The 18,645-nt window shown below is 62.4% G+C and carries 15 protein-coding genes; 5 read left to right on the forward strand and 10 right to left on the reverse strand.

The genetic code is table 11. The annotated features are described in order from the left end of the window. Positions 1-12: 12 nt before the first annotated feature. Positions 13-672: a pyridoxamine 5'-phosphate oxidase family protein gene (locus FJQ89_RS20090; RefSeq protein WP_141171448.1), complete on the reverse strand. Its 660-nt coding sequence runs from the start codon at positions 670-672 to the stop codon at positions 13-15. 106 nt (positions 673-778) lie between these two features. On the opposite strand from FJQ89_RS20090, the gene pdxR reads away from it, so the two are divergent. After that, a complete protein-coding gene (pdxR, locus tag FJQ89_RS20095) occupies positions 779-2,263 on the forward strand; it encodes a MocR-like pyridoxine biosynthesis transcription factor PdxR (RefSeq protein WP_141171449.1) in 1,485 nt (494 codons plus the stop codon). A 15-nt stretch (positions 2,264-2,278) separates the two neighbouring features. On the opposite strand, the gene FJQ89_RS20100 is transcribed toward pdxR, so the two are convergent. The 8 genes from FJQ89_RS20100 to FJQ89_RS20135 form a co-directional block, all read right to left on the reverse strand. Further along, positions 2,279-3,058, reverse strand: coding sequence for a spermine/spermidine synthase domain-containing protein (locus FJQ89_RS20100; RefSeq protein ID WP_141171450.1), 780 nt, complete (start codon positions 3,056-3,058; stop codon positions 2,279-2,281). A gap of 59 nt (positions 3,059-3,117) precedes the next feature. After that, a complete protein-coding gene (locus tag FJQ89_RS20105; protein ID WP_141171451.1) occupies positions 3,118-3,642 on the reverse strand; it encodes an FxDxF family PEP-CTERM protein in 525 nt (174 codons plus the stop codon). Positions 3,643-3,880: 238 nt separating this feature from the next. Next, positions 3,881-5,197, reverse strand: a complete 1,317-nt coding sequence (locus FJQ89_RS20110; protein WP_243136147.1) for a sensor histidine kinase — start codon at positions 5,195-5,197, stop codon at positions 3,881-3,883. A gap of 14 nt (positions 5,198-5,211) precedes the next feature. Continuing rightward, positions 5,212-6,564, reverse strand: coding sequence for a sigma-54-dependent transcriptional regulator (locus FJQ89_RS20115; RefSeq protein ID WP_141171453.1), 1,353 nt, complete (start codon positions 6,562-6,564; stop codon positions 5,212-5,214). 28 nt (positions 6,565-6,592) lie between these two features. After that, positions 6,593-7,831 (reverse strand): ABC transporter permease, encoded by a 1,239-nt coding sequence (locus FJQ89_RS20120; RefSeq protein ID WP_141171454.1) that lies wholly within the window; start codon positions 7,829-7,831, stop codon positions 6,593-6,595. 37 nt (positions 7,832-7,868) lie between these two features. Further along, positions 7,869-9,191, reverse strand: a complete 1,323-nt coding sequence (locus tag FJQ89_RS20125) for an ABC transporter permease (RefSeq protein WP_141171455.1) — start codon at positions 9,189-9,191, stop codon at positions 7,869-7,871. A gap of 9 nt (positions 9,192-9,200) precedes the next feature. Further along, positions 9,201-9,917 carry an ABC transporter ATP-binding protein gene (locus FJQ89_RS20130; RefSeq protein WP_141171456.1) on the reverse strand — a complete coding sequence of 239 codons (717 nt, stop codon included), beginning with the start codon at positions 9,915-9,917 and terminating at the stop codon, positions 9,201-9,203. Positions 9,918-9,951: 34 nt separating this feature from the next. After that, complete coding sequence (locus tag FJQ89_RS20135) at positions 9,952-11,217, reverse strand: efflux RND transporter periplasmic adaptor subunit (protein ID WP_141171457.1); 1,266 nt, start codon at positions 11,215-11,217, stop codon at positions 9,952-9,954. 207 nt (positions 11,218-11,424) lie between these two features. Between FJQ89_RS20135 and FJQ89_RS20140 the strand changes: the two genes are divergently transcribed. Next, entirely contained in the window at positions 11,425-12,990 is a 1,566-nt protein-coding gene (locus tag FJQ89_RS20140; RefSeq protein WP_141171458.1) for a MutS-related protein, read from the forward strand. A 9-nt stretch (positions 12,991-12,999) separates the two neighbouring features. On the opposite strand, the gene FJQ89_RS20145 is transcribed toward FJQ89_RS20140, so the two are convergent. Next, positions 13,000-14,925, reverse strand: coding sequence for a phosphoethanolamine transferase (locus FJQ89_RS20145; protein WP_141171459.1), 1,926 nt, complete (start codon positions 14,923-14,925; stop codon positions 13,000-13,002). 433 nt (positions 14,926-15,358) lie between these two features. Here FJQ89_RS20145 and rpsL point away from each other — a divergent pair, with 433 nt between their 5' ends. The 3 genes from rpsL to fusA all read left to right on the forward strand — a co-directional run bounded on the left by rpsL (position 15,359) and on the right by fusA (position 18,579). Beyond that, complete coding sequence (gene rpsL / locus FJQ89_RS20150) at positions 15,359-15,742, forward strand: 30S ribosomal protein S12 (RefSeq protein WP_010394376.1); 384 nt, start codon at positions 15,359-15,361, stop codon at positions 15,740-15,742. Between the two features lie 152 nt (positions 15,743-15,894). Further along, a complete protein-coding gene (gene rpsG / locus FJQ89_RS20155) occupies positions 15,895-16,365 on the forward strand; it encodes a 30S ribosomal protein S7 (protein ID WP_010394377.1) in 471 nt (156 codons plus the stop codon). A gap of 108 nt (positions 16,366-16,473) precedes the next feature. Further along, complete coding sequence (gene fusA / locus FJQ89_RS20160) at positions 16,474-18,579, forward strand: elongation factor G (protein ID WP_141171460.1); 2,106 nt, start codon at positions 16,474-16,476, stop codon at positions 18,577-18,579. The last annotated feature ends 66 nt before the right edge of the window (positions 18,580-18,645 follow it).

An 18,645-nucleotide genomic window follows, 5' to 3' on the forward strand; every position in this document is an offset into this window, starting at 1 on the left:
CACGCTGGCCGGTCAAGCGGATTCCGTACTCCATGCGGCGGCATACGCGGGCAGCGCGCTGGTGTTGAGGGCATCGGCGATGGCCGCGCCACGGCTGTGCGTAAAAGGCAGTTCGCCCGTCCAGACGACGTGCGCCATGTCGCCCGCATCGTCGAGCGGGCCACCCTTGCGCTGCTTGACGGCGCATTCGTCGAGCGCGATGCGCAGCACGGTGGTGGCCGCGTATTCCTTGGCGCTGCCGCCGCGCACCTGCGCCAGGCGTCCCGGCGCCAGCTTTTCCATCAGCGCATCCATGGCCGCATGCTGCTGGCCGATGTCGCTCACCTTGTCAAACTGCCCGTAGACCATCGCCGAGCGGTAGTTCATGGTGTGATTGAAAGCGGAGCGTGCCAGCACCAGGCCGTCGAGATGGGTGATGGTCACGCACACGTCGGTGTCGTTGACGAGTTGCTTGAGCATGCGGCTGCCGTTTGAGCCATGGATGTACAGGTGGCCGTCGATGCGCCAGCAGGCGGTCGGGATGCAATGGCTGCCCTTGTCGTCGCGGAAGGCAATATGGCACAGAAAGGCGGCGTCGACGATGGCGTACAGGGTGGCTTGCTCGTAGCTGGCCAGTTCGGCGACGCGGCGCACGCGGGTACGGGGGCTGGGAGGGAGGGCGACAGCGGTCATGGTGGGAATCCGGTTGGTTGAGGAAGCAGGCCGCACTATAATCGGCATCTGGCCCTGAAAAAAGATCCAGAAGTTAGAAATAATTTGGAGCCATAACGGGAGTCGCATGGATTACGCATTGCTGCTGAACGCTTTCGAACGCACGCACCGCGAGCGGGGCTGGCCGCGCCAGCGCCTGCTGCATGAATGCCTGCGCGCGGCGATCCGCGGTGGCCAGCTGGCGCCAGGTACGCGTCTGGCCGCCACGCGCGTGCTGGCGGCCGAACTGGGACTGGCGCGCAATACCGTGCTGTACGCCTACGAGCAGCTGGCCAGCGAAGGGTTTGTCTTGCCGGACCGGCGCGGTACCGTGGTCGCCGGCAACGTCGGCCAGCCGGTGGTGGCGCCGCCGGCCAGCAGCAAGGATGGCTTGTCGCGCCGCGCACAACATTTGCGCGGCGTGGCGGGACAGGACAGGAATGCGACGGTGGTGTTTCCCGCCGACGCGATGGGGGCGTTCGCGCCTGGCGTGCCGGCGCTGGACGAATTCCCGCAGGCGCAGTGGCGGCGCATGCTGGACCGCGCGTGGCGCGCGCTGACGCCGCGCCAGCTCAATTACGGCGACCCTGCCGGTGAGCCGCAGCTGCGCATGGCCATCGCCGACCATTTGCGCGCTGCGCGCGGCGTCGTCTGCGATGCGGGCCAGGTGTTCATCACGGACGGCACGCAGAGCAGCCTGGATGTGTGCCTGCGCGCCTTTGCCGACCAGGGCGACACCTTGTGGATCGAGCACCCCGGCTATGGCGGCGCGCTGGCGGCGGGGCGTGGCGCCGGGCTGCAGGTGACGGGCATTGCCGTCGATATGGATGGCATCGCGCCGACGGACGACGACTGGAACGCGGCGCCGCCGCGCCTGATCTACACCACGCCGTCGCACCAGTATCCGACCGGCAGCGTGCTCAGTCCCGCGCGCCGCATGGCGCTGCTCGAACGTGCCCGCGCCGCAGGCGCCCTGATCATCGAAGATGATTACGACAGCGAATTTCGCCATGGCGGCCCGCCCCTGGCGGCCATGCAGGGACTGGTGGCCGACGCGCCCGTCGTGTATCTGGGTACCTTCAGCAAGACCATGTTTCCGGCCTTGCGGCTGGCCTTTATTGTCGTGCCGGCAGGGCTGGCCGGGGCCTTTGCGCAGATGCAGGCGCAGGGCGCCACACGGGGACGTGTCGCCGAACAGCTGGCGCTGGCCGAGTTCCTGCGCAGCGGCCTGTTTGCGCGCCATGTGCGTCGTATGCGCCGCCTGTATTGCCAGCGCCGCGACGCCTTGAGCGAGGCATTGCAGCGCCATGCGTGTGCGGGCGCGGTCATCCATGGCGGCACGGCCGGCATGCACCTGGCGCTGCGTTTTCAAGACGTCCAGTGGGATGACCTGGCGTTGAGCCGCCGCGCAGCGCAGGACGGCATCGTGGCGCTGGCGTTGTCGGCGCACGGCACGGGCGACAGGATGGGGGAAGGTGCGGGCTGGAACGGTTTCCTGCTCGGTTATGCGCAGGTGCCTGCCGAAAACATGGACGGCCTGGCGCGCCGCCTGGGCGCGCTGCTGCCGGCGTGATGCGGCGCTACTGCCTTACTGCTGGTCCTGCATCCACTGCTTCAAGCCGTTGACCCAGTTCTTGGCGGGCAGGTTGAATTGCTTCTTGATGGTGGCGGCGCGTTCGTACAAGTCGCTGAAATCGAGCGATGGCGATTTTTTGAAGGCCAGCACGACGATGTTTTCATCTTCAATTTCCGGCACCCAGACGACGGCATCGAAGACCAGTTCCATCGCCTGCAAATTCTTGTCGTAGTTGGGAAAGTCGCCGAAGACATTCGTGCACATGATGCCGTCGTCTGCCAGGCAGTCGAAGCAGGCCTGGTAGAACTCGGGCGTGTCGAGCACGGGACCGCGCGCGTCTTCGTCGTACAGGTCCACTTGCAGCGCATCGACCGTGCCATGGTTGGCAGGATCGAGCACGAAGTCGAGCGCATTCATTTCGCGCACGTCGAGACGCGCATCGTTCGGCGGCAGCGCAAACTGGGCGCCGCAAATGGCGATCACGTTCGGATTGAGTTCGATGGCCGTGACCGTGGCGTCGGGGAAGCGGCGGTAGCTGAATTTGGTCAGCGCGGCGCTGCCCAGTCCCAGCTGCACGATGCGTTTTGGCTGCGTCTTGAACAGCATCCACATCATCATCATCTGCACGTATTCGAGCTCGATGGCATCGGGCTTGTCCAGGCGCATGGCGCCCTGCACCCACTTGGTACCCAGGTGCAGGTAGCGGATGCCGCGGTGTTCGGTGGTGGTGGCCGGCGGGTGGCCCGGATGGCTGAAAGCGGTATGGCTGGTGGAGGTAAAGTCGGTCGTCATGGCGTCAGTGTAGCAGCCGACTGGAAAAAAGACGCCGAGGCGTCTTTTGGGTGGGGAGATCAAGATTGCTTGCGGCGCCGTGCCAGGAAGCCCAGTATGCCCAGGCCGGCAAGCAGCATGGCATAGGTTTCCGGTTCAGGAACGGGAGCCAGGTTCAGGTTGAAGACGCCGCCATAGCTGCCGCCCTTGGTGTTGCCCGTCACGGTCAGGACCAGCGGGCCATTGAACAGAACGCTCGTTGGTGCGAGTACTTCACCCTGGGCATAGCCAAAGACGGTAGGTCCGCCAAAGCCGGTCAGTCCTATGCCGTTCAGGTCGGCGCTGGAGAAGCTGATGGAGGAACTGTCCGAGCCCGTGACGGACAGGTTTGCCAGGAAGGCTTGCGCGGTGGAACCGAAGGTCGCATTGGGTGTGAACGTGAAGGTATCCGTGAAGTTGCCAAGCGGGCTGGGCACGGCGTTGAAGCCGCTGGTCCACAGATTGCCGGTGGTATTGACGAGGTTGACCACGTAGGCGGTGGCGCTGGCGCTACCGATGGAAGCAGCGCTCAGTACTGCCGCTGCGATGAGTGATTTTAGTTTCATGTTTATCCCCGCGAAAAAACGATTAATGTTTCAAAAAAACCGTACCGCTCAGATAAATTATCGCCAGGACATCTTATTGTCAATCAGCTATTTTTATATCATTATGCAAACTTAAATAGCTTATTTCTAACACAAGGGCATGAAATGCGGAGAGTTGATGTAATTGAAACTATTATTATCAATATTTTACTCAAAACTCGTCTGGGATTTTGTGATCTAAAAATCGTTACATGAGGAACTAATTTCTGTCCAGCAAGGGGAAAATCAATGTCACCGCCAGTCCACCACCTTCGCGGTTGGCCAGGGTGATGCGTCCGCCATGCGCTTCGGCGATCTCGCGCGCCAGGGCCAGGCCCAGTCCCGTACCGCTGCGTTTGGTGGAGTAAAACGGCACCAGCGCGTTTTCCAGCACGGCGCCATTCATGCCCGGCCCCCGGTCGCGCACTTCGATGCGCAGCTGCCCATGCGCCTGGCTGACGTGCAGACCGATATGCTCTTCCCGCGAGCCCGATTCCAGCGCATTCTTGAGCAGGTTCAGCAGCGCCTGCTGCATTTGTGCCGCATCGAACACGGCTGCCTGCGCCGGCGGCGGGCCGTCGAGCGTGAACGCCGCTTGCGAGGCCAGGCTGTCGAGGAAGGGTTGCCACTCGCATGGCGCCAGGCGCGGCGCGGGCAGCTTGGCAAAGCGCGCATAGCCGAGGATGAAGGTTTCCAGGTGACGCGTGCGCTCTTCGATGGTGGCGAGGATTTGCGGCAGGCGTTCGGTCTGGCCGCGGCGTACCAGCTCGGCGCCGGAATGGGCCAGCGAGGCCAGTGGCGCCAGTGAGTTGTTGAGCTCATGGCTGATGACGCGGATCACCTTTTTCCAGGTTTGCACTTCCTGGCGCCGCAGTTCCAGGGTCAGCTGGCGCAGCAGCAGCAGTTCATGCTTGCGCCCGTTCAGGCTGAAGCTGCGCCGCGCCAGGTGATACACCTCTTCCTGTTCCCCTTCGCCGCTGGTAAACAAGCCGTCGTTGCGGCGCGCGAGCGCTTCGGCCAGGGCCGGCGCCGCCTCGCGCACGATGTCGGCCAGGTGATGCCCTTCGAGCCGGCGGCCGTGGTGCAGCAATTGTCGCGCGGCCAGGTTGGCGTAGACGATGGCGTTACCCTCGGCCACCAGCAGCATGGCGACCGGCGTGTTTTGCACCATGGTGTCGAGCAGCAGTTCGCGCTGCACCAGGTCCAGGCGCTGCTTGCGCAGCACGTCGCCCAGCGCATTGTGGGCCGCCACCAGGTCGGCCAGTTCATCGTTCTGCGGCCAGCGCAAGCTGAAGCCGAAGTCGCCATCCTGGTAGCTGGCGACCGTGCCGCTCAAGGCGCGAAACAGCGACAGCATCGATTGCAGCTGCGCGCGGATGGTAATGACGGCCACCGGCAGCACGCATAGCAGGGTAGCGGCCAGCACCAGCAGCGGCTGACCTGGCAAAAAATGCGCGAGCAGCAGGGCGATGACGATGCCCAGCACCAGCAAGGTGACGATCAGCGCCGTCCAGCGCGTGAGCAGGGAGAGGCGCATGGGACGCAATGCCATCAGCCGCGCGCGATGCCCAGGCGTTCCATGCGCCGGTACAGCGCCTGGCGCGACAGCCCCAGTTCCTGCGCTGCCTGCGCCACCACGCCGTGTGCGCGCGCCAGGGCGGCAACGACGCTGTCGCGGTCCGGCTCCGTCGCGGCGGCATCCTGCGGCGCGCGCGGCGACGTGATATCGGCCAGCGGCAAGCCCGTTTCCTGCGCGCCGATCACCGGGCCTGCCGTCAGCAGGCTGGCGCGCTGCATCACGTTTTTCAGTTCGCGCACGTTGCCCGGCCAGCCGTGCGCCAGCAGGGTCGCCTGCGCCTGCACGTCCAGGGTTTTTTCGCTGCCCAGGAAATGCCGCGCCAGTACCAGGATATCCAACGGGCGCTGCGCCAGCGGCGGCAGGCGCAGTTCGATCACGTTCAGGCGGTAGAACAGGTCTTCGCGAAATGTGCCGGCCTTGATCATCGCCGGCAGGTCGGCGTTGCTGGCGCTGATGACGCGCACTTTCACTTGCCGCTCGCGGTTCGAGCCGAGGCGCTCGAAGCGCCCCGTTTCCAGCACGCGCAGCAGTTTCATTTGTCCGGCCAGCGGCAGGTTGCCGATCTCGTCGAGGAACAGGGTGCCGCCGTCGGCCGCGTCGAACTTGCCGTCGCGCGCGCGCGTGATGCCGGTATAGGCGCCCGCCTCGGCGCCGAACAGTTCCGCCTCGATCAGCTCCACTGGCACGGCGCCGCAATTGAGCACTACGAAGGGGCCGCTGGCGACCTGCGAATTGGCTTGCACGATGGCGGCGATGCGTTCCTTGCCGCTGCCGTTCGGCCCCGAAATGAGCACGGGCACGTCGGCACGCGCCACCTGGCACGCCAGGTGCACCACTCTTTCGGTGGCCGGGTCTTGCCACACCATGCCGCGCAAATCGAAGTCGTGTTCCAGGGCGTGGCGCTGGCGCCGCTCGGCCACCACGCGCTGGCGCAGCGCGCGGTTGGCCTGCCCCAGTTCCAGCAGGTTCTGCACGGAAGCGATCAGGCGCCGGTCATCCCATGGCTTGGCCAGGTAGTCGGCTGCGCCGGACTTGATCAGGTCGACGGCCGCGTCGAGCTGGGTCCATGCCGTCAGCAGGATCACGGGCAGGTCCGGGTAGCGCGCGCGGATGGCGTGGAACAGCGCGCTGCCTTCCTCGCCCGAGGTGGTGTCGGCCGTGAAGTTCATGTCCTGCACCACCAGGTCGATGGCGTGCCGTTCCAGCAGTTGCAGGCCTTCCTCGGGCGAGGCGGCGCGCACGGCGTCGATCTCGTGCAGGGAGAACAGCACGTCGAGCGCGATGGCCACGGCGGCATTGTCGTCAATAATCAGTACGGTAGGCATGCGCGCAGCATATCACTCAGGTGCCGACTCAGGTACTGCGGGTGGCCGTGGCCGGCGAAATGCTGGCCGCGCGCCAGGCCGGGCCGTACACGGCGCCCACGCCCAGCAGCCAGAACACCAGCGCGCCGGCCAGCAGATAGCCGGGTGGCAGGCGCGCCATTTCCAGCTGGCTCACCAGCAGCTGGTTCAAGCCCAGGGCCAGCAGAACGCCGCACGCCACGCCGACGCTGGTAATCATGAAATTCTCGGTCAGGAAGTAGCGCAGGATGTCGATGCGGCGGGCACCCAGTGCACGCCGCACGCCGATCTGCTTCCTGCGCTGCGTCACCCACAGGCTGGCAATGCCGACGATGCCGCTGGCCGTCACCAGCAGCAGCAGGGTCGAGACGGCGATCAGCATCCATGACAGGCCGCGGTCGGCCCGGTAGCGTTCCTGGCGGTGCTGCTCCAGTGTGTCGATGCGCACCAGGATGCGATCCGTGGTGGAGGTGCGGATCGCCTGGGCCGCCTCCTGCATCAGGCGGTCGCGCTGGCCCGGTTCGGCGCGCACGGCATACATCAGCGAATCGCGCCTACCCGTCAGGCGTGCCGGCAGCAGGGCCGAATATTCGCCTCGGGGCTTGACCTGGGCACCCTGGGTCTGCAGCCGTTCGACGATGCCGACCACGCGCAGTTCCGGGTCGTTATCGCCGGTGCCCTTGTACAATGTCTTGCCAACAAAACTGGTCTCGCCGGGCCAGATTTTCTGCGCCGCCAGGCGCGTCAGGATCAGCACCTTGGGATAGGTGTCATCGACATCGTCGTCGATCTCTGGCACCTCGTCGGGCCGGAAGTCGCGTCCTTCGACCAGTTGCAAGCCATAGGTCTTCAACAGCGAATCGGGGCTGAAGTAGGTTGACACTTCGGCGCTGGGCGTGGCCTGGCCGCGCTTGGCCGACACGCTGGTGATATTACCGGAACGTGACAGCACGGCCTGTGATGTTTGCGCCACCGACATCGCTCCCGGCAAAGCGCGCAGCAGGGCAGCCTGGCGTTTCTGTTCGGCCAGCTGGCGCTGGTGGCCGCCGCGGTCCATGTTCTGCACATTGACATAGAAAATATCGTTTTCAGCGGCCACGCCGGTGGGCCGCGCGGCCACGGCCTGGCGCACGTTGACGATATACAGGGCGTTGGCCAGGATGGCCAGGCTGATGGCCACTTGCACGGCCACCAGGATGGCGCCGGTTTTGCTGCGCATCAGCGCCGACAGGATGGGACGGATTTCCATGCTGGACCTCATAGTGGGTAAGTGTGTGTGATCGGCTTCATTGGGACTTGAGCTGAATCGCCGGCGTGACCTGGCAGGCGCGCCAGGTGGGCAGCAGGCCGGCCAGCAGGGCGGCGGCGACCGACATGGCAAACGTCAGCAACAGCATCGGTATGTCCATGTGCGCCACGGTGCCCAGCTCTTCCGATTGCTGGCTGACCACGGCCAGCGCGCCAAACGCCAGCAGCAGGCCCAATACGCCGCCGGCCAGGCCGATCACGCCCGTCTCGATCAGGAACTGGCGGAAGATGTCGCGCCGTGTGGCGCCCAGTGCGCGGCGGATGCCCACTTCGGAGGCGCGCACCGAAAACTTCGCCAGCAGGAGGCCGATGGTGTTGACCAGGCACAGCAGCAGGAAACCAAAGGCCAGCCAGGCAGCCAGCCGGTTGTCGTTGTCGACTACCTGCAGGTAAGCCATCCACTCTTGCAGGTCGTACAGGTGGTTAGGCGCGTTGCGCATCATGCGTCCCAGCTTGCGCTGCTCGCCTGCGTAGGCGTCCAGGTATTGCTGCAACTGGCCACGCTCGCTGCTGCTGGCCATCTCGAACCAGAACTGCAGCCAGGTGCAGCCTGACGCCAGCATGCCCTGATAGCCGGGCGCGACATTGTCGCCGTTGCAGCTCATGCCGCCATCGTGCACGGTCTCGTGGCGGATCGCGCTGGCAAACGGAATGAAGAATTCGTCCTCCGGGCCGAACGCTCCCTTGCTGCCGATAATGTGATGCGCGCGCGGCACCACGTCCCAGGTCTTCAGCACGCCCGTCACCATGTAGGGGCGGCCCAGCACCGTCACGCGCTGGCCTACCGGATTGCTGGTACCCACCAGTTTTTCGGCCAGGGCGCGACTGAGCACGATCACGTCGGCGCCGCTGGCGTCATCGGCTTCGCTCCATGGCTGGCCATGCAAAAAAGGTGGTTCGAACATGGTGAAGAAGTCGCGCGTGGGTGCCATGCCCTGGGCGAAGAAGGAACCGATATCCTTGCGCGCCGGTTCTACCTGGCCGGCCACCCCATACATCACGGTGCGGCGCACGCCCATTTTGCTGCGCATGAAGTTCTGCGCATCGATATAGCTCATCTGCATCTGTGAAAAGCCCGGTTTTTCGCCGGGTACATAGCCTTTCACGGGCAGGATGTCGATCAATGGCACGAACAGGCGGTCGCTCTTGTGCGGCAGCGGATCGCCCGACATGGCGTGCAGGATGGTGACGGTGGATACGCTGGCGGCGACGCCGACGGCCAGGGTCAGTATCATCAATGCGGTCAGGGCGCGGTTGCGGCGCAGGCTGCGCAGGCCCAGCGTGAAATAGTAGCGGAACATGTTCTCTCCTTACGCGGTCACGGGGTGCTGCGGCCTGGCCGACAACGTGGCACTGTGTTGCACCAGGTCCGACACCTGGCCATCGATGATGTGCACATTGCGCTGGCTGCGCAGCGCCAGTTCCGGATCGTGCGTGACCATCAGGATGGTGGTGCCTTGCGCATTGATTTCTTCCAGCAGTTCCATCACGCCGCGCGCCATCTGCGTGTCCAGGTTCCCGGTCGGCTCATCGGCCAGCAGTAGCTTGGGCGAGCCGGCCAGCGCGCGCGCGATCGCCACGCGCTGCTGCTGGCCGCCCGACAGTTCGGCCGGATAGTGTTTCATGCGCGATGCCAGGCCCACCTTGGCCAGCGCTTCCTCGATGCGCTCCTTGCGTTCGGCGCGGTTGAAACCGCGGTAGCGCAGCGGCACGTCGACGTTGTCGAACAGCGACAGGTCGGGGATCAGATTAAAACCCTGGAAGATGAAGCCGAGTTTTTCATTGCGCAGGCGCGAGCGGGCATTGTCGTCCATGCCCCTGACATTGACGCCGTCGAGTATGTATTCACCGTCGGTGAATTCCTCGAGCAGGCCGGCGATGTTCAGGAAGCTCGTCTTGCCCGAGCCGGACGGTCCCGTGACGGTGACGAATTCACCTTGTTGCACATGGATGTCGAAGCCGCGCAGCGCGTGGGTTTCGATCATGTGGGTACGGTAGACTTTGCTCAGGTTTTGCATGCGCAGCATGGAGGGGCCTCTTGTAGAGTGAGATGAAGGAGATTCAGTTGAGCGAGACGCGCGCGGCGTTCGCGAAGTTTTCCGTGCCGGCGACGACCACCTTGTCGCCCAGTTTCAAGCCGTCGAGGATTTCCACTGCCGACACGCTGGTGGCGCCCAGTTTGATCGGCGTGCGCATCGCCACGCCGTCGCGCACGACGTAGGCGAAACGGCCGCCTTCGGCTTCGACGAAGGAGCCGCGCGCCAGCATCAGCACATTCGGTTTTTCATCGATCAGCAGGCGCGCCGCCACGCGCTGGTTCTGGCGCAGGCCGGCTGGCTGCTGGCCATCGAAACGCACGCGCGCCAGCACCTGGTTTTTGACCACTTCGGGCGACAGCGCCGACAACTTGCCGCTCGCCTTGATGACGCCTGTTTCGATCTCGGCGCGCATGCCCAGGCCCATGTCGGCGACATAGGTTTCCGGTACCTCGAGCTCGACTTCCAGCTGCGACAGGTCGACCAGGGTCATCAGGGCCGTATTGGCTTGCACCACGCTGCGGTTGGCCACCGACAGGGTGCCGATGAAGCCGTTGACGGGCGCGCGCACGGTCAGCTCGTCGACTCGGCGCTGGGCATTGTCGCGGCTCAGGCGCTGGCGTTCCAGTTCATTGCTTTTTGTTTTCAGGGCCAGGGTCACGTCTTCGCTTTCCAGGCCCGCCGCCTGCGAAGCGTGCTTGCTGCGGATGTCGGCCGAATTCAAGGCATCCTTGGCCTTCTGGTAATCGATCTTGGCGATGATGCCCACCTGCGCCACGCTTTCATAGCGTTCCAAAGTGCGCTGTGCGGACAGGCGCTCGATCTCCGCCGTGTCGGCTTCGCGGCGCGCCAGCAGCTTCTGCTTCTTGGCCAGGATCTGCTGGCGCGCCACCTCGGCTTCCAGTTGCTGCACGCTCGATTGCTCGCGCTTCAATGCGTCGGACAGGTCAGGCGATTCCAGTACGGCCAGGATGTCGCCCTTTTTCACCGTGTCACCGGCCTTGGCCTTCAATGTCACGGTCGCCACCGTTGTCGAATACAGGGTGGGACTGATGGCGGCCACCACGCGGCCATTCACGGCTGCGTCGCGGATCAGGGTGCCGCGTGTGACCTCGGCGATGCGCAGGCGGCTGCTGTTGACGGAATGCTCGCTGTTGCGCCAGGCGGCAACGGCAGCGATGGCGGCGCCGATGACGATGACCGCGCCAGCGAGCAGCAGGGCGCGTTGCTTGTGGCGCTGGCCCGGGGGGGCGGACAGCACGGCATCTTGGGAGGAAGTATCGCGGATCATGGTCAGGTCTCGTGAAGGATGCCTTTTCCAGTGCAGGATTCGTGCCAGTTATCAAGTCGTTGATTTGAATGGATATTTTGTTGGTGTCCGGCTGTCCGCCGTGTCCGCGTTGTCCGGCATGTCCGTTCGCGCAGGTTGGACTTGATAAATTGGCAATCGCCTGCATCTGCTGTGGCGACTCCTTTTTTTGACTCCTCCCCAGGCGCCATGCATCCATTTCTCCAGCAACTTTTCCCTGCCCGCGCCTTGGCGCCGGCGCTCGATTATCCTTTCGCGCGCAGCGACGTGGCGATGCTGCAGCGGTTGACGGGCGAGGCGCCATCGCTCGATGGCCAGACTTGGAACGAGCTGCTGCTCGACCAGTATGCGGCGCATCTGGCGCGCGAGACCAGCATCTTCGGCCAGCAGGAGCTGCACCGGCGCCTGAGCGGTGGTCAGGCCGATCCCGCCTCCATTGCGCGCGTCCGGCGATTGCTGGACGATCCGGCCCAGGCGTCCAGCCTGCAGCGCGCCTGCCTGCCCTTGCGTCAGGCCGATACGGAGGTGAGCGAGACCCTGTTCGGTGCGGCGCTGGCATCGGCACCCTGGTGGAGTGCCTGGCTATGGCTGGTGCCGCTGGCCTTGTTGCTGGCCATCGCCGCCAGCTGGCTGGTGGGTTGGCCGGCGCTGTTAGGCGTGCTGGCCGCCTGTGTTGCGCTGATGACCGTGCAGGTACGGTTTTACGAAAGTGCCAAACTATGGGAGCGTACGCTCGATACCTTGCGCCACCTGTTGAAAACCCGTGCCGCGCTGGCGCGGCTCGCGGTGCCGGCAGCCTTGCCATTGGCGGCAGGCGGCGCGCAGGCGGCCAAGCTGACGCGCGCCATCGAGCGCTCGCTGCTGCATTACGTGCCCTTCATTGATACGCTGCTGGTCGAGTATGGCGACTGGCTCCTGCTGAAAAACGTCAAGCGCTATTTCCGCACGCGCCAGCTGGTGGCGCAGCAGCTGCCCTTTCTGCGCGACAGCTTTACCCAGGTGGCCCAGCTGGAAGCGGACCTGGCGCTGGCGCGGCAGTTGCGCGCGGCCCCCGTGTTTTGCTGGGCGGGCACTGCGGCGCCGCGCGCGCTGGCCTTGCAGGGCATGCTGCATCCCTTGCTGGAGAACGCGGTGCCGCTGTCGTTCAGCGTGCAAGGCAGGGGGGGCTTCATCTCCGGCCAGAACGGTATCGGCAAGAGCACGTTGCTGCGTTGCATAGGCTTGAACCTGGTCTGCGCGCGGGCCTTTGGCTTTTGTCATGCGGACAGCGCTGATGTGCCGCGCCTGGCCGTGTATGCGAGCATGCAGAATGAAGATTCGCTCGATGGCGGCGAAAGTTTATATATTGCTGAACTGCGGCGCGCGCGCGAATTGCTGGCGCTGGCCGAAGCAGGGGCGCCGGCCTTGTTCCTGATCGACGAGATTTTCCGCGGCACCAACCACCTTGAATCGGTGGCGGCGGCGGCCGCCGTGCTGCACAGCCTGGCGGCGCGCCACCTGGTGCTCGTCTCGTCGCACAACCTGGTGCTGGGGCCGCTGCTGGAAGACTGCCTGGCGCCGTGGTGCGTGCGCCGCGATGAAGGGGGCGCGCTGCTGCTGGCGCCCGGCGTGCTGCAAGCCACGAATGGCATCGCCCTGCTGGCGCAGCGCGGTTTTGACGCCGGCATCGCGGACAAGGCGGGGCGCGTCTTCGACTGGCTCAGCACGCACATGGCGCAACCGGCCGATTGCGGCGGCGTCCTCGAACGCGCCTGATGGCCGCCCTTACTTGTCCTGCTTTTCCGGCGTGCTCTTGTCGATCACTTCGCGGCAATCGCCGCGGATGATGGCGTTGTCGTAGTTGGTCCAGCCGTAGCTGTCGACGTAGCGCTTGTGCTGCTTGAAGCGGGGGCTGGCGATGCTCCATTCGGGCTGTTCGCCGGCAAAGCGGATGTCGCCCAGGTCGAGCAGCGTGTGGAACATGTTTTCCGTCGACAGGCGCGCCTTCTGATGGCGCTGCAGCTGCGTCACTTTGTCCGGATAGTGCTGCTGGAATTGCGGCGAATACCAGACGAAGGCGGGCACATGGAATTCGAATTGCGTGTTGTGGCCATGGAAGGCCAGGCGGCAGGTGCCGTCGTACAGGGTCTGGCCATGATCGGCCACGTAGACGAGCGAGCTGCGCAGGGCGGAGCGCTGGCCATCGTCCTTCAGCATGCCGATCACGTTCGACAGGAACCAGTCCGTGTACAGGATGGAACTGTCGTAGCTGTTGTTGAGCTGCGGCTTGATGGCCGTGTCCGTGTAGACGGGCTTGTCGACGCCGAACAGCGACGGCTGCCACTTGTCGAATTGCTTGGGGTAGCGCTGGCTGTAGTTCCAGTGGCTGCCCAGCGTGTGCAGCACGATGAGTTTTTTCGGCGCCGGGTCGGCCAGCGCATTCCTGAACGGGTCGAACAGGATCTGGTCGAAGTTGGAACTGTTGGTAAAGCCGCCCAGGTTCAAAAATTGCACCACGTCCGCTTCCTTGGCAAACACGGACACGGGCGTGTCGAACTGGCCGAAGGAAATCTGGTTCGACAGCCAGTAAGTCTTGAAGCCCGCTTCCTTGTAGGCGGTGAGGAAGGATTTTTCCGAGAAGCCATCCTTGAGGCTTTGCGTGGCCGGCTTGCGCGAGATGATGACGGGCACGGACAGGCGCGTGGCGGAAACGGCCGTGATGACATCGGCCAGCGGCACCAGGTTGCTTTCCTGTTTCAGCAGGGGATTGGTGTCGCGTTCGTAACCATTCAGGCTCCAGCGGTCGTAGCGCGACGATTCGCCGATCACCATGACCACCACTTCCGGATGGGCATCGGGCTGTTGCTGGTGCGCGCCGAAACGGAAGTTGCTGCTTTTCTGTCCCAGCTCGGCCAGGTACTTGCGTTCCTTGTAGAAATCGAAGCCGCGCGCGGCCAGGCCGAATGGCCAGGAATTGCTGACGGTGTCGAAGGCGTACGGCAGGCGCGCCCAGTGGGGCAGGCTGGGCCAGCCCAGGCCCGTTTCGTCGGCGCCGGCGATGCTGGCGTTCTCCGGCTTGCTGCTTTCCTCGTCTTCCTCGGCTGTTTCGTCTTCGGCCGAGCTGGCGTCGCCGAAGCCGGAGGCGCCCGCCTTGCCGCTGGCCGCCGGATGGCTGGCCTTGGCCGGCGCGGGCGCGCTATGCGGAACCTTGGCCTCGAAACCGAATTCGTAGCCGTACCACCAGAAGCCGCCCAGCAGGATCAGCAATATGAAGGCGGCCGGGCGCGTCTTGCCGCGCCAGTCCAGGTCGCGCGTGCGCGTGGCGGCAAACCAGGCCAGCGCGCACCAAGCGATCACGCCCAGCATGACGGCGCCCATCAGCCACACTTTTTGCCCGAGGAATTCCATCGCTTCCTTGGGGCTGGTTTCGAAGATGATGCCCAGGTGGTGCGTGGAAATACCCTGGCCATAGAAGATGAACAGGTAGATTTCCGTCGGCAGGGCCAGGAAGGCGGGGACCAGCAGCCAGTGGAACCAGGCGGGGCGCTTGAACACGCTCCAGACAGCCAGCCAGGCCAGCAGCTCGAAGCTGAGCATCTGCCAGGGATGTTCGGGCGCACGCCCCAGCAGCGCGGGGACGAAGGGCACGGCCGTCAGCAAAGCATATGTCAGGAGCAGGAACAAATTGGCGGGGCGAAGCAAGAAGCGCATAAGGGTGGGCGGGAGGGCAGCGAAAAATGTCCGCTATTATCAATCCTTTTGTTGTCTTGCGGTCGTACAAGAATGCGCGTGCCAGATGCTTGGTTGCAGAGAAAGAGTGCCAAATCATCAAGCACTGCGAGGTGCCGGCGTCTGTGCGTCGCAGCCAAAGATTAGTCAAAATGCCACAAAAGCGCCTCTTTTTTGCCTTTTTTTATAGCAAAAAGCGGTAAACTGATTGACCCCCTGTAACACAAGGTCTAAACTAGCGAGTTCTCGATTTTATTCTGCTCATCGTTTACGCATTACTTGGCATTTCATGGCCGCTCCTTATCGAGTGGCTGCGGGCGCCTCCGGTGCGCAGTAGATGGAAGCGGGACGAGGTTTTAGTCGCCGGGCATCTTGCCCGGGTTATTAATCGTAGTTTTTTGTTGGATTTATAACGATGCCAACCATCAATCAATTGATTCGCAATCCACGCGTCGCTTTGACCGTGAAGAGCAAATCGCCGGCGCTGGAAAACAGCCCGCAAAAACGTGGCGTTTGCACACGTGTTTACACCACGACTCCAAAGAAGCCTAACTCGGCTCTGCGTAAAGTCGCTAAAGTTCGCCTGACCAATGGTTTCGAAGTCATTTCGTACATTGGCGGTGAAGGCCATAACCTGCAAGAGCATAGTGTTGTGCTGTTGCGCGGCGGCCGCGTCAAGGATTTGCCGGGTGTGCGTTACCACATGGTTCGCGGTGCTCTGGATACCCAAGGCGTTAAAGACCGTAAGCAATCGCGTTCGAAGTACGGTACCAAGCGCGCTAAAGCAGGCAAGAAGTAATAAGTTGTACGCAGCAAACCCAAGTTTCGCTCAGTGGCAACTAGCTAAGTGAATGTAGTCGACCGCATCTGGTCGAGTAAGTGGAAGACTATGATGGTCGTCCGCGAGTGTGCGAAGAACGCGCGCTCAACTGAAGATTGAAAGGAATTGATATGCCACGTCGTCGTGAAGTACCCAAGCGCGAAATTTTGCCAGATCCAAAATTCGGCAACACTGATGTCGCTAAATTTGTAAACGTGCTGATGCTGTCCGGTAAGAAATCGGTTGCAGAAAACATCATCTACGGTGCTTTCGAGCACATCGCAGCAAAATCGGGCAAAGATCCGCTCGAAGTTTTTGCTACCGCAATCAACAACGCCAAGCCGCTGGTTGAGGTGAAATCCCGTCGCGTCGGTGGTGCAAACTACCAGGTGCCGGTCGAAGTTCGCCCAGTCCGTCGTATGGCTCTGTCCATGCGTTGGTTGCGTGAAGCTGCTAACAAGCGCAGCGAAAAATCGATGCCACAACGCCTCGGCGGTGAGCTGATGGAAGCGGCTGAAAGCCGTGGCGGCGCGATGAAAAAACGCGACGAAGTCCATCGTATGGCTGAAGCGAACAAAGCGTTCTCGCATTTCCGCTTCTAATATAAAGCCAGCTACCGCAAGGCGGCTGTCAAGCATCTGTTGTTCGAGGCCGGGCTCATTTTTGCAAAAAAATGCTGCTCGGTTTTGTCCATTCATTTAGGATTAATTATGGCCCGCAAGACCCCCATTGAGCGCTACCGCAATATCGGTATCTCCGCTCACATCGATGCAGGTAAGACGACCACCACCGAGCGCGTTCTGTTCTACACGGGCGTGAACCACAAGCTGGGCGAAGTCCATGATGGCGCTGCTACCACCGACTGGATGGCGCAAGAGCAAGAGCGCGGCATCACGATTACCTCGGCTGCTGTTACGTGCTTCTGGAAGGGCATGGCAAACAACTTCCCTCCGCATCACATCAACATCATCGACACCCCAGGTCACGTTGACTTCACCATTGAAGTAGAACGTTCGATGCGCGTGTTGGATGGCGCCTGCATGGTTTACTGTGCAGTCGGCGGCGTGCAGCCACAATCGGAAACGGTTTGGCGCCAGGCTAACAAGTACAAAGTGCCACGTCTGGCCTTCGTGAACAAGATGGACCGTACCGGCGCCAACTTCTTCAAGGTCTACGATCAGATGCGTTCGCGCCTGAAGGCCAACCCAGTGCCTATCCAGATGCCTATCGGCGCTGAAGACCTCTTTACCGGTGTTATCGATCTGGTCAAGATGAAAGCGGTTATCTGGGATGACGCTTCGCAAGGCATGAAGTTTGAATACGGCGACATTCCAGCGAATCTGGCTGCTGAAGCTGCCAAGTGGCGCGAAAACATGGTTGAGGCCGCTGCTGAAGCGTCCGAAGAACTGATGAACAAGTACCTGGAAGAAGGCGACCTGTCGGAAGCCGAGATCAAGGCTGCTCTGCGTCAGCGTACCATCGCCAGCGAAATCGTTCCAATGCTGTGCGGTACCGCCTTTAAAAACAAGGGCGTACAAGCCATGTTGGACGCGGTGATCGAGTATCTGCCATCGCCAATCGACATTCCACCTGTCCCAGGTCTGGACGAGGACGAGCAGCCAGTTGAGCGCGCAGCCGACGACAATGAGAAATTCTCGGCATTGGCGTTCAAGATCGCAACCGATCCGTTCGTCGGTCAGCTGTGCTTCATCCGCTGCTATTCGGGCACGTTGAATTCGGGCGATTCGGTCCTGAACTCCGTGAAGCAGAAGCGTGAGCGTATTGGCCGTATCGTTCAGATGCAAGCCAATGAGCGCGAAGAAATCAAGGAAATGCGCGCTGGCGACATCGCTGCCGTCGTGGGTCTGAAAGACACCACCACTGGCGATACGCTTTGCGACGAAAAGGCAAGCGTCGTTCTGGAGCGCATGGTCTTCCCTGAGCCGGTGATTTCGCAGGCAGTCGAGCCAAAAACCAAGGCCGACCAGGAAAAAATGGGCCTGGCGCTGAACCGTCTGGCAGCAGAAGATCCATCGTTCCGCGTGCGTACCGATGAAGAATCGGGCCAGACCATCATCGCCGGTATGGGCGAGTTGCATCTGGACATCATCGTTGACCGCATGAAGCGCGAATTCAACGTTGAAGCGACCGTCGGCAAGCCACAAGTGGCTTACCGCGAAACGATCCGTAAAGTGTGCGAAGAGTCGGAAGGCAAATTCGTCAAGCAATCGGGTGGTCGTGGTCAATACGGTCACGTGGTTCTGAAGATCGAACCGCAAGAACCGGGCAAGGGCTTCGAATTCGTTGACGCGATCAAGGGCGGTACCGTTCCTCGCGAATACATCCCTGCAGTTGAAAAAGGTGTGCGCGATACGCTGACTTCGGGCGTGATGGCTGGTTATCCAGTTGTTGACGTTAAAGTCACGCTGTTCTTCGGTTCGTACCATGATGTTGACTCGAACGAAAATGCATTCCGCATGGCCGCTTCGATGGCATTCAAAGATGGCTGCCGCAAAGCATCGCCCGTCATCCTGGAGCCGATGATGGCCGTGGAAGTGGAAACGCCGGAAGACTACGCCGGTACCGTGATGGGCGATCTGTCGTCGCGTCGCGGTATGGTGCAAGGCATGGATGAAATTGCTGGTGGTGGCGGCAAGATCATCAAGGCCGAAGTGCCTCTGTCGGAAATGTTCGGTTACGCCACATCGTTGCGTTCGTCGACCCAGGGTCGTGCGACTTACACGATGGAATTCAAGCACTATGCTGAAGCACCTAAGCATGTGACTGAAGCGATCGTAAGCTCGAAAGCTAAGTAATAGAAGTTCCGGGCCGGCTTTCACGAGAATGCCGGTCCCTACATTTAAATCATTGTTCTAAGGAAG

This window comes from Janthinobacterium tructae, from assembly GCF_006517255.1.
Taxonomy (GTDB): Bacteria; Pseudomonadota; Gammaproteobacteria; order Burkholderiales; family Burkholderiaceae_D; genus Janthinobacterium; species Janthinobacterium tructae.

Coding starts and splice junctions, on each gene's coding strand:
- FJQ89_RS20090 (WP_141171448.1), bottom strand. CDS start 672: ATGACCGCTGTCGCCCTCCCTCCCAGCCCCCGTACCCGCGTGCGCCGC.
- pdxR (WP_141171449.1), top strand. CDS start 779: ATGGATTACGCATTGCTGCTGAACGCTTTCGAACGCACGCACCGCGAG.
- FJQ89_RS20100 (WP_141171450.1), bottom strand. CDS start 3,058: ATGACGACCGACTTTACCTCCACCAGCCATACCGCTTTCAGCCATCCG.
- FJQ89_RS20105 (WP_141171451.1), bottom strand. CDS start 3,642: ATGAAACTAAAATCACTCATCGCAGCGGCAGTACTGAGCGCTGCTTCC.
- FJQ89_RS20110 (WP_243136147.1), bottom strand. CDS start 5,197: ATGCGCCTCTCCCTGCTCACGCGCTGGACGGCGCTGATCGTCACCTTG.
- FJQ89_RS20115 (WP_141171453.1), bottom strand. CDS start 6,564: ATGCCTACCGTACTGATTATTGACGACAATGCCGCCGTGGCCATCGCG.
- FJQ89_RS20120 (WP_141171454.1), bottom strand. CDS start 7,831: ATGGAAATCCGTCCCATCCTGTCGGCGCTGATGCGCAGCAAAACCGGC.
- FJQ89_RS20125 (WP_141171455.1), bottom strand. CDS start 9,191: ATGTTCCGCTACTATTTCACGCTGGGCCTGCGCAGCCTGCGCCGCAAC.
- FJQ89_RS20130 (WP_141171456.1), bottom strand. CDS start 9,917: ATGCTGCGCATGCAAAACCTGAGCAAAGTCTACCGTACCCACATGATC.
- FJQ89_RS20135 (WP_141171457.1), bottom strand. CDS start 11,217: ATGATCCGCGATACTTCCTCCCAAGATGCCGTGCTGTCCGCCCCCCCG.
- FJQ89_RS20140 (WP_141171458.1), top strand. CDS start 11,425: ATGCATCCATTTCTCCAGCAACTTTTCCCTGCCCGCGCCTTGGCGCCG.
- FJQ89_RS20145 (WP_141171459.1), bottom strand. CDS start 14,925: ATGCGCTTCTTGCTTCGCCCCGCCAATTTGTTCCTGCTCCTGACATAT.
- rpsL (WP_010394376.1), top strand. CDS start 15,359: ATGCCAACCATCAATCAATTGATTCGCAATCCACGCGTCGCTTTGACC.
- rpsG (WP_010394377.1), top strand. CDS start 15,895: ATGCCACGTCGTCGTGAAGTACCCAAGCGCGAAATTTTGCCAGATCCA.
- fusA (WP_141171460.1), top strand. CDS start 16,474: ATGGCCCGCAAGACCCCCATTGAGCGCTACCGCAATATCGGTATCTCC.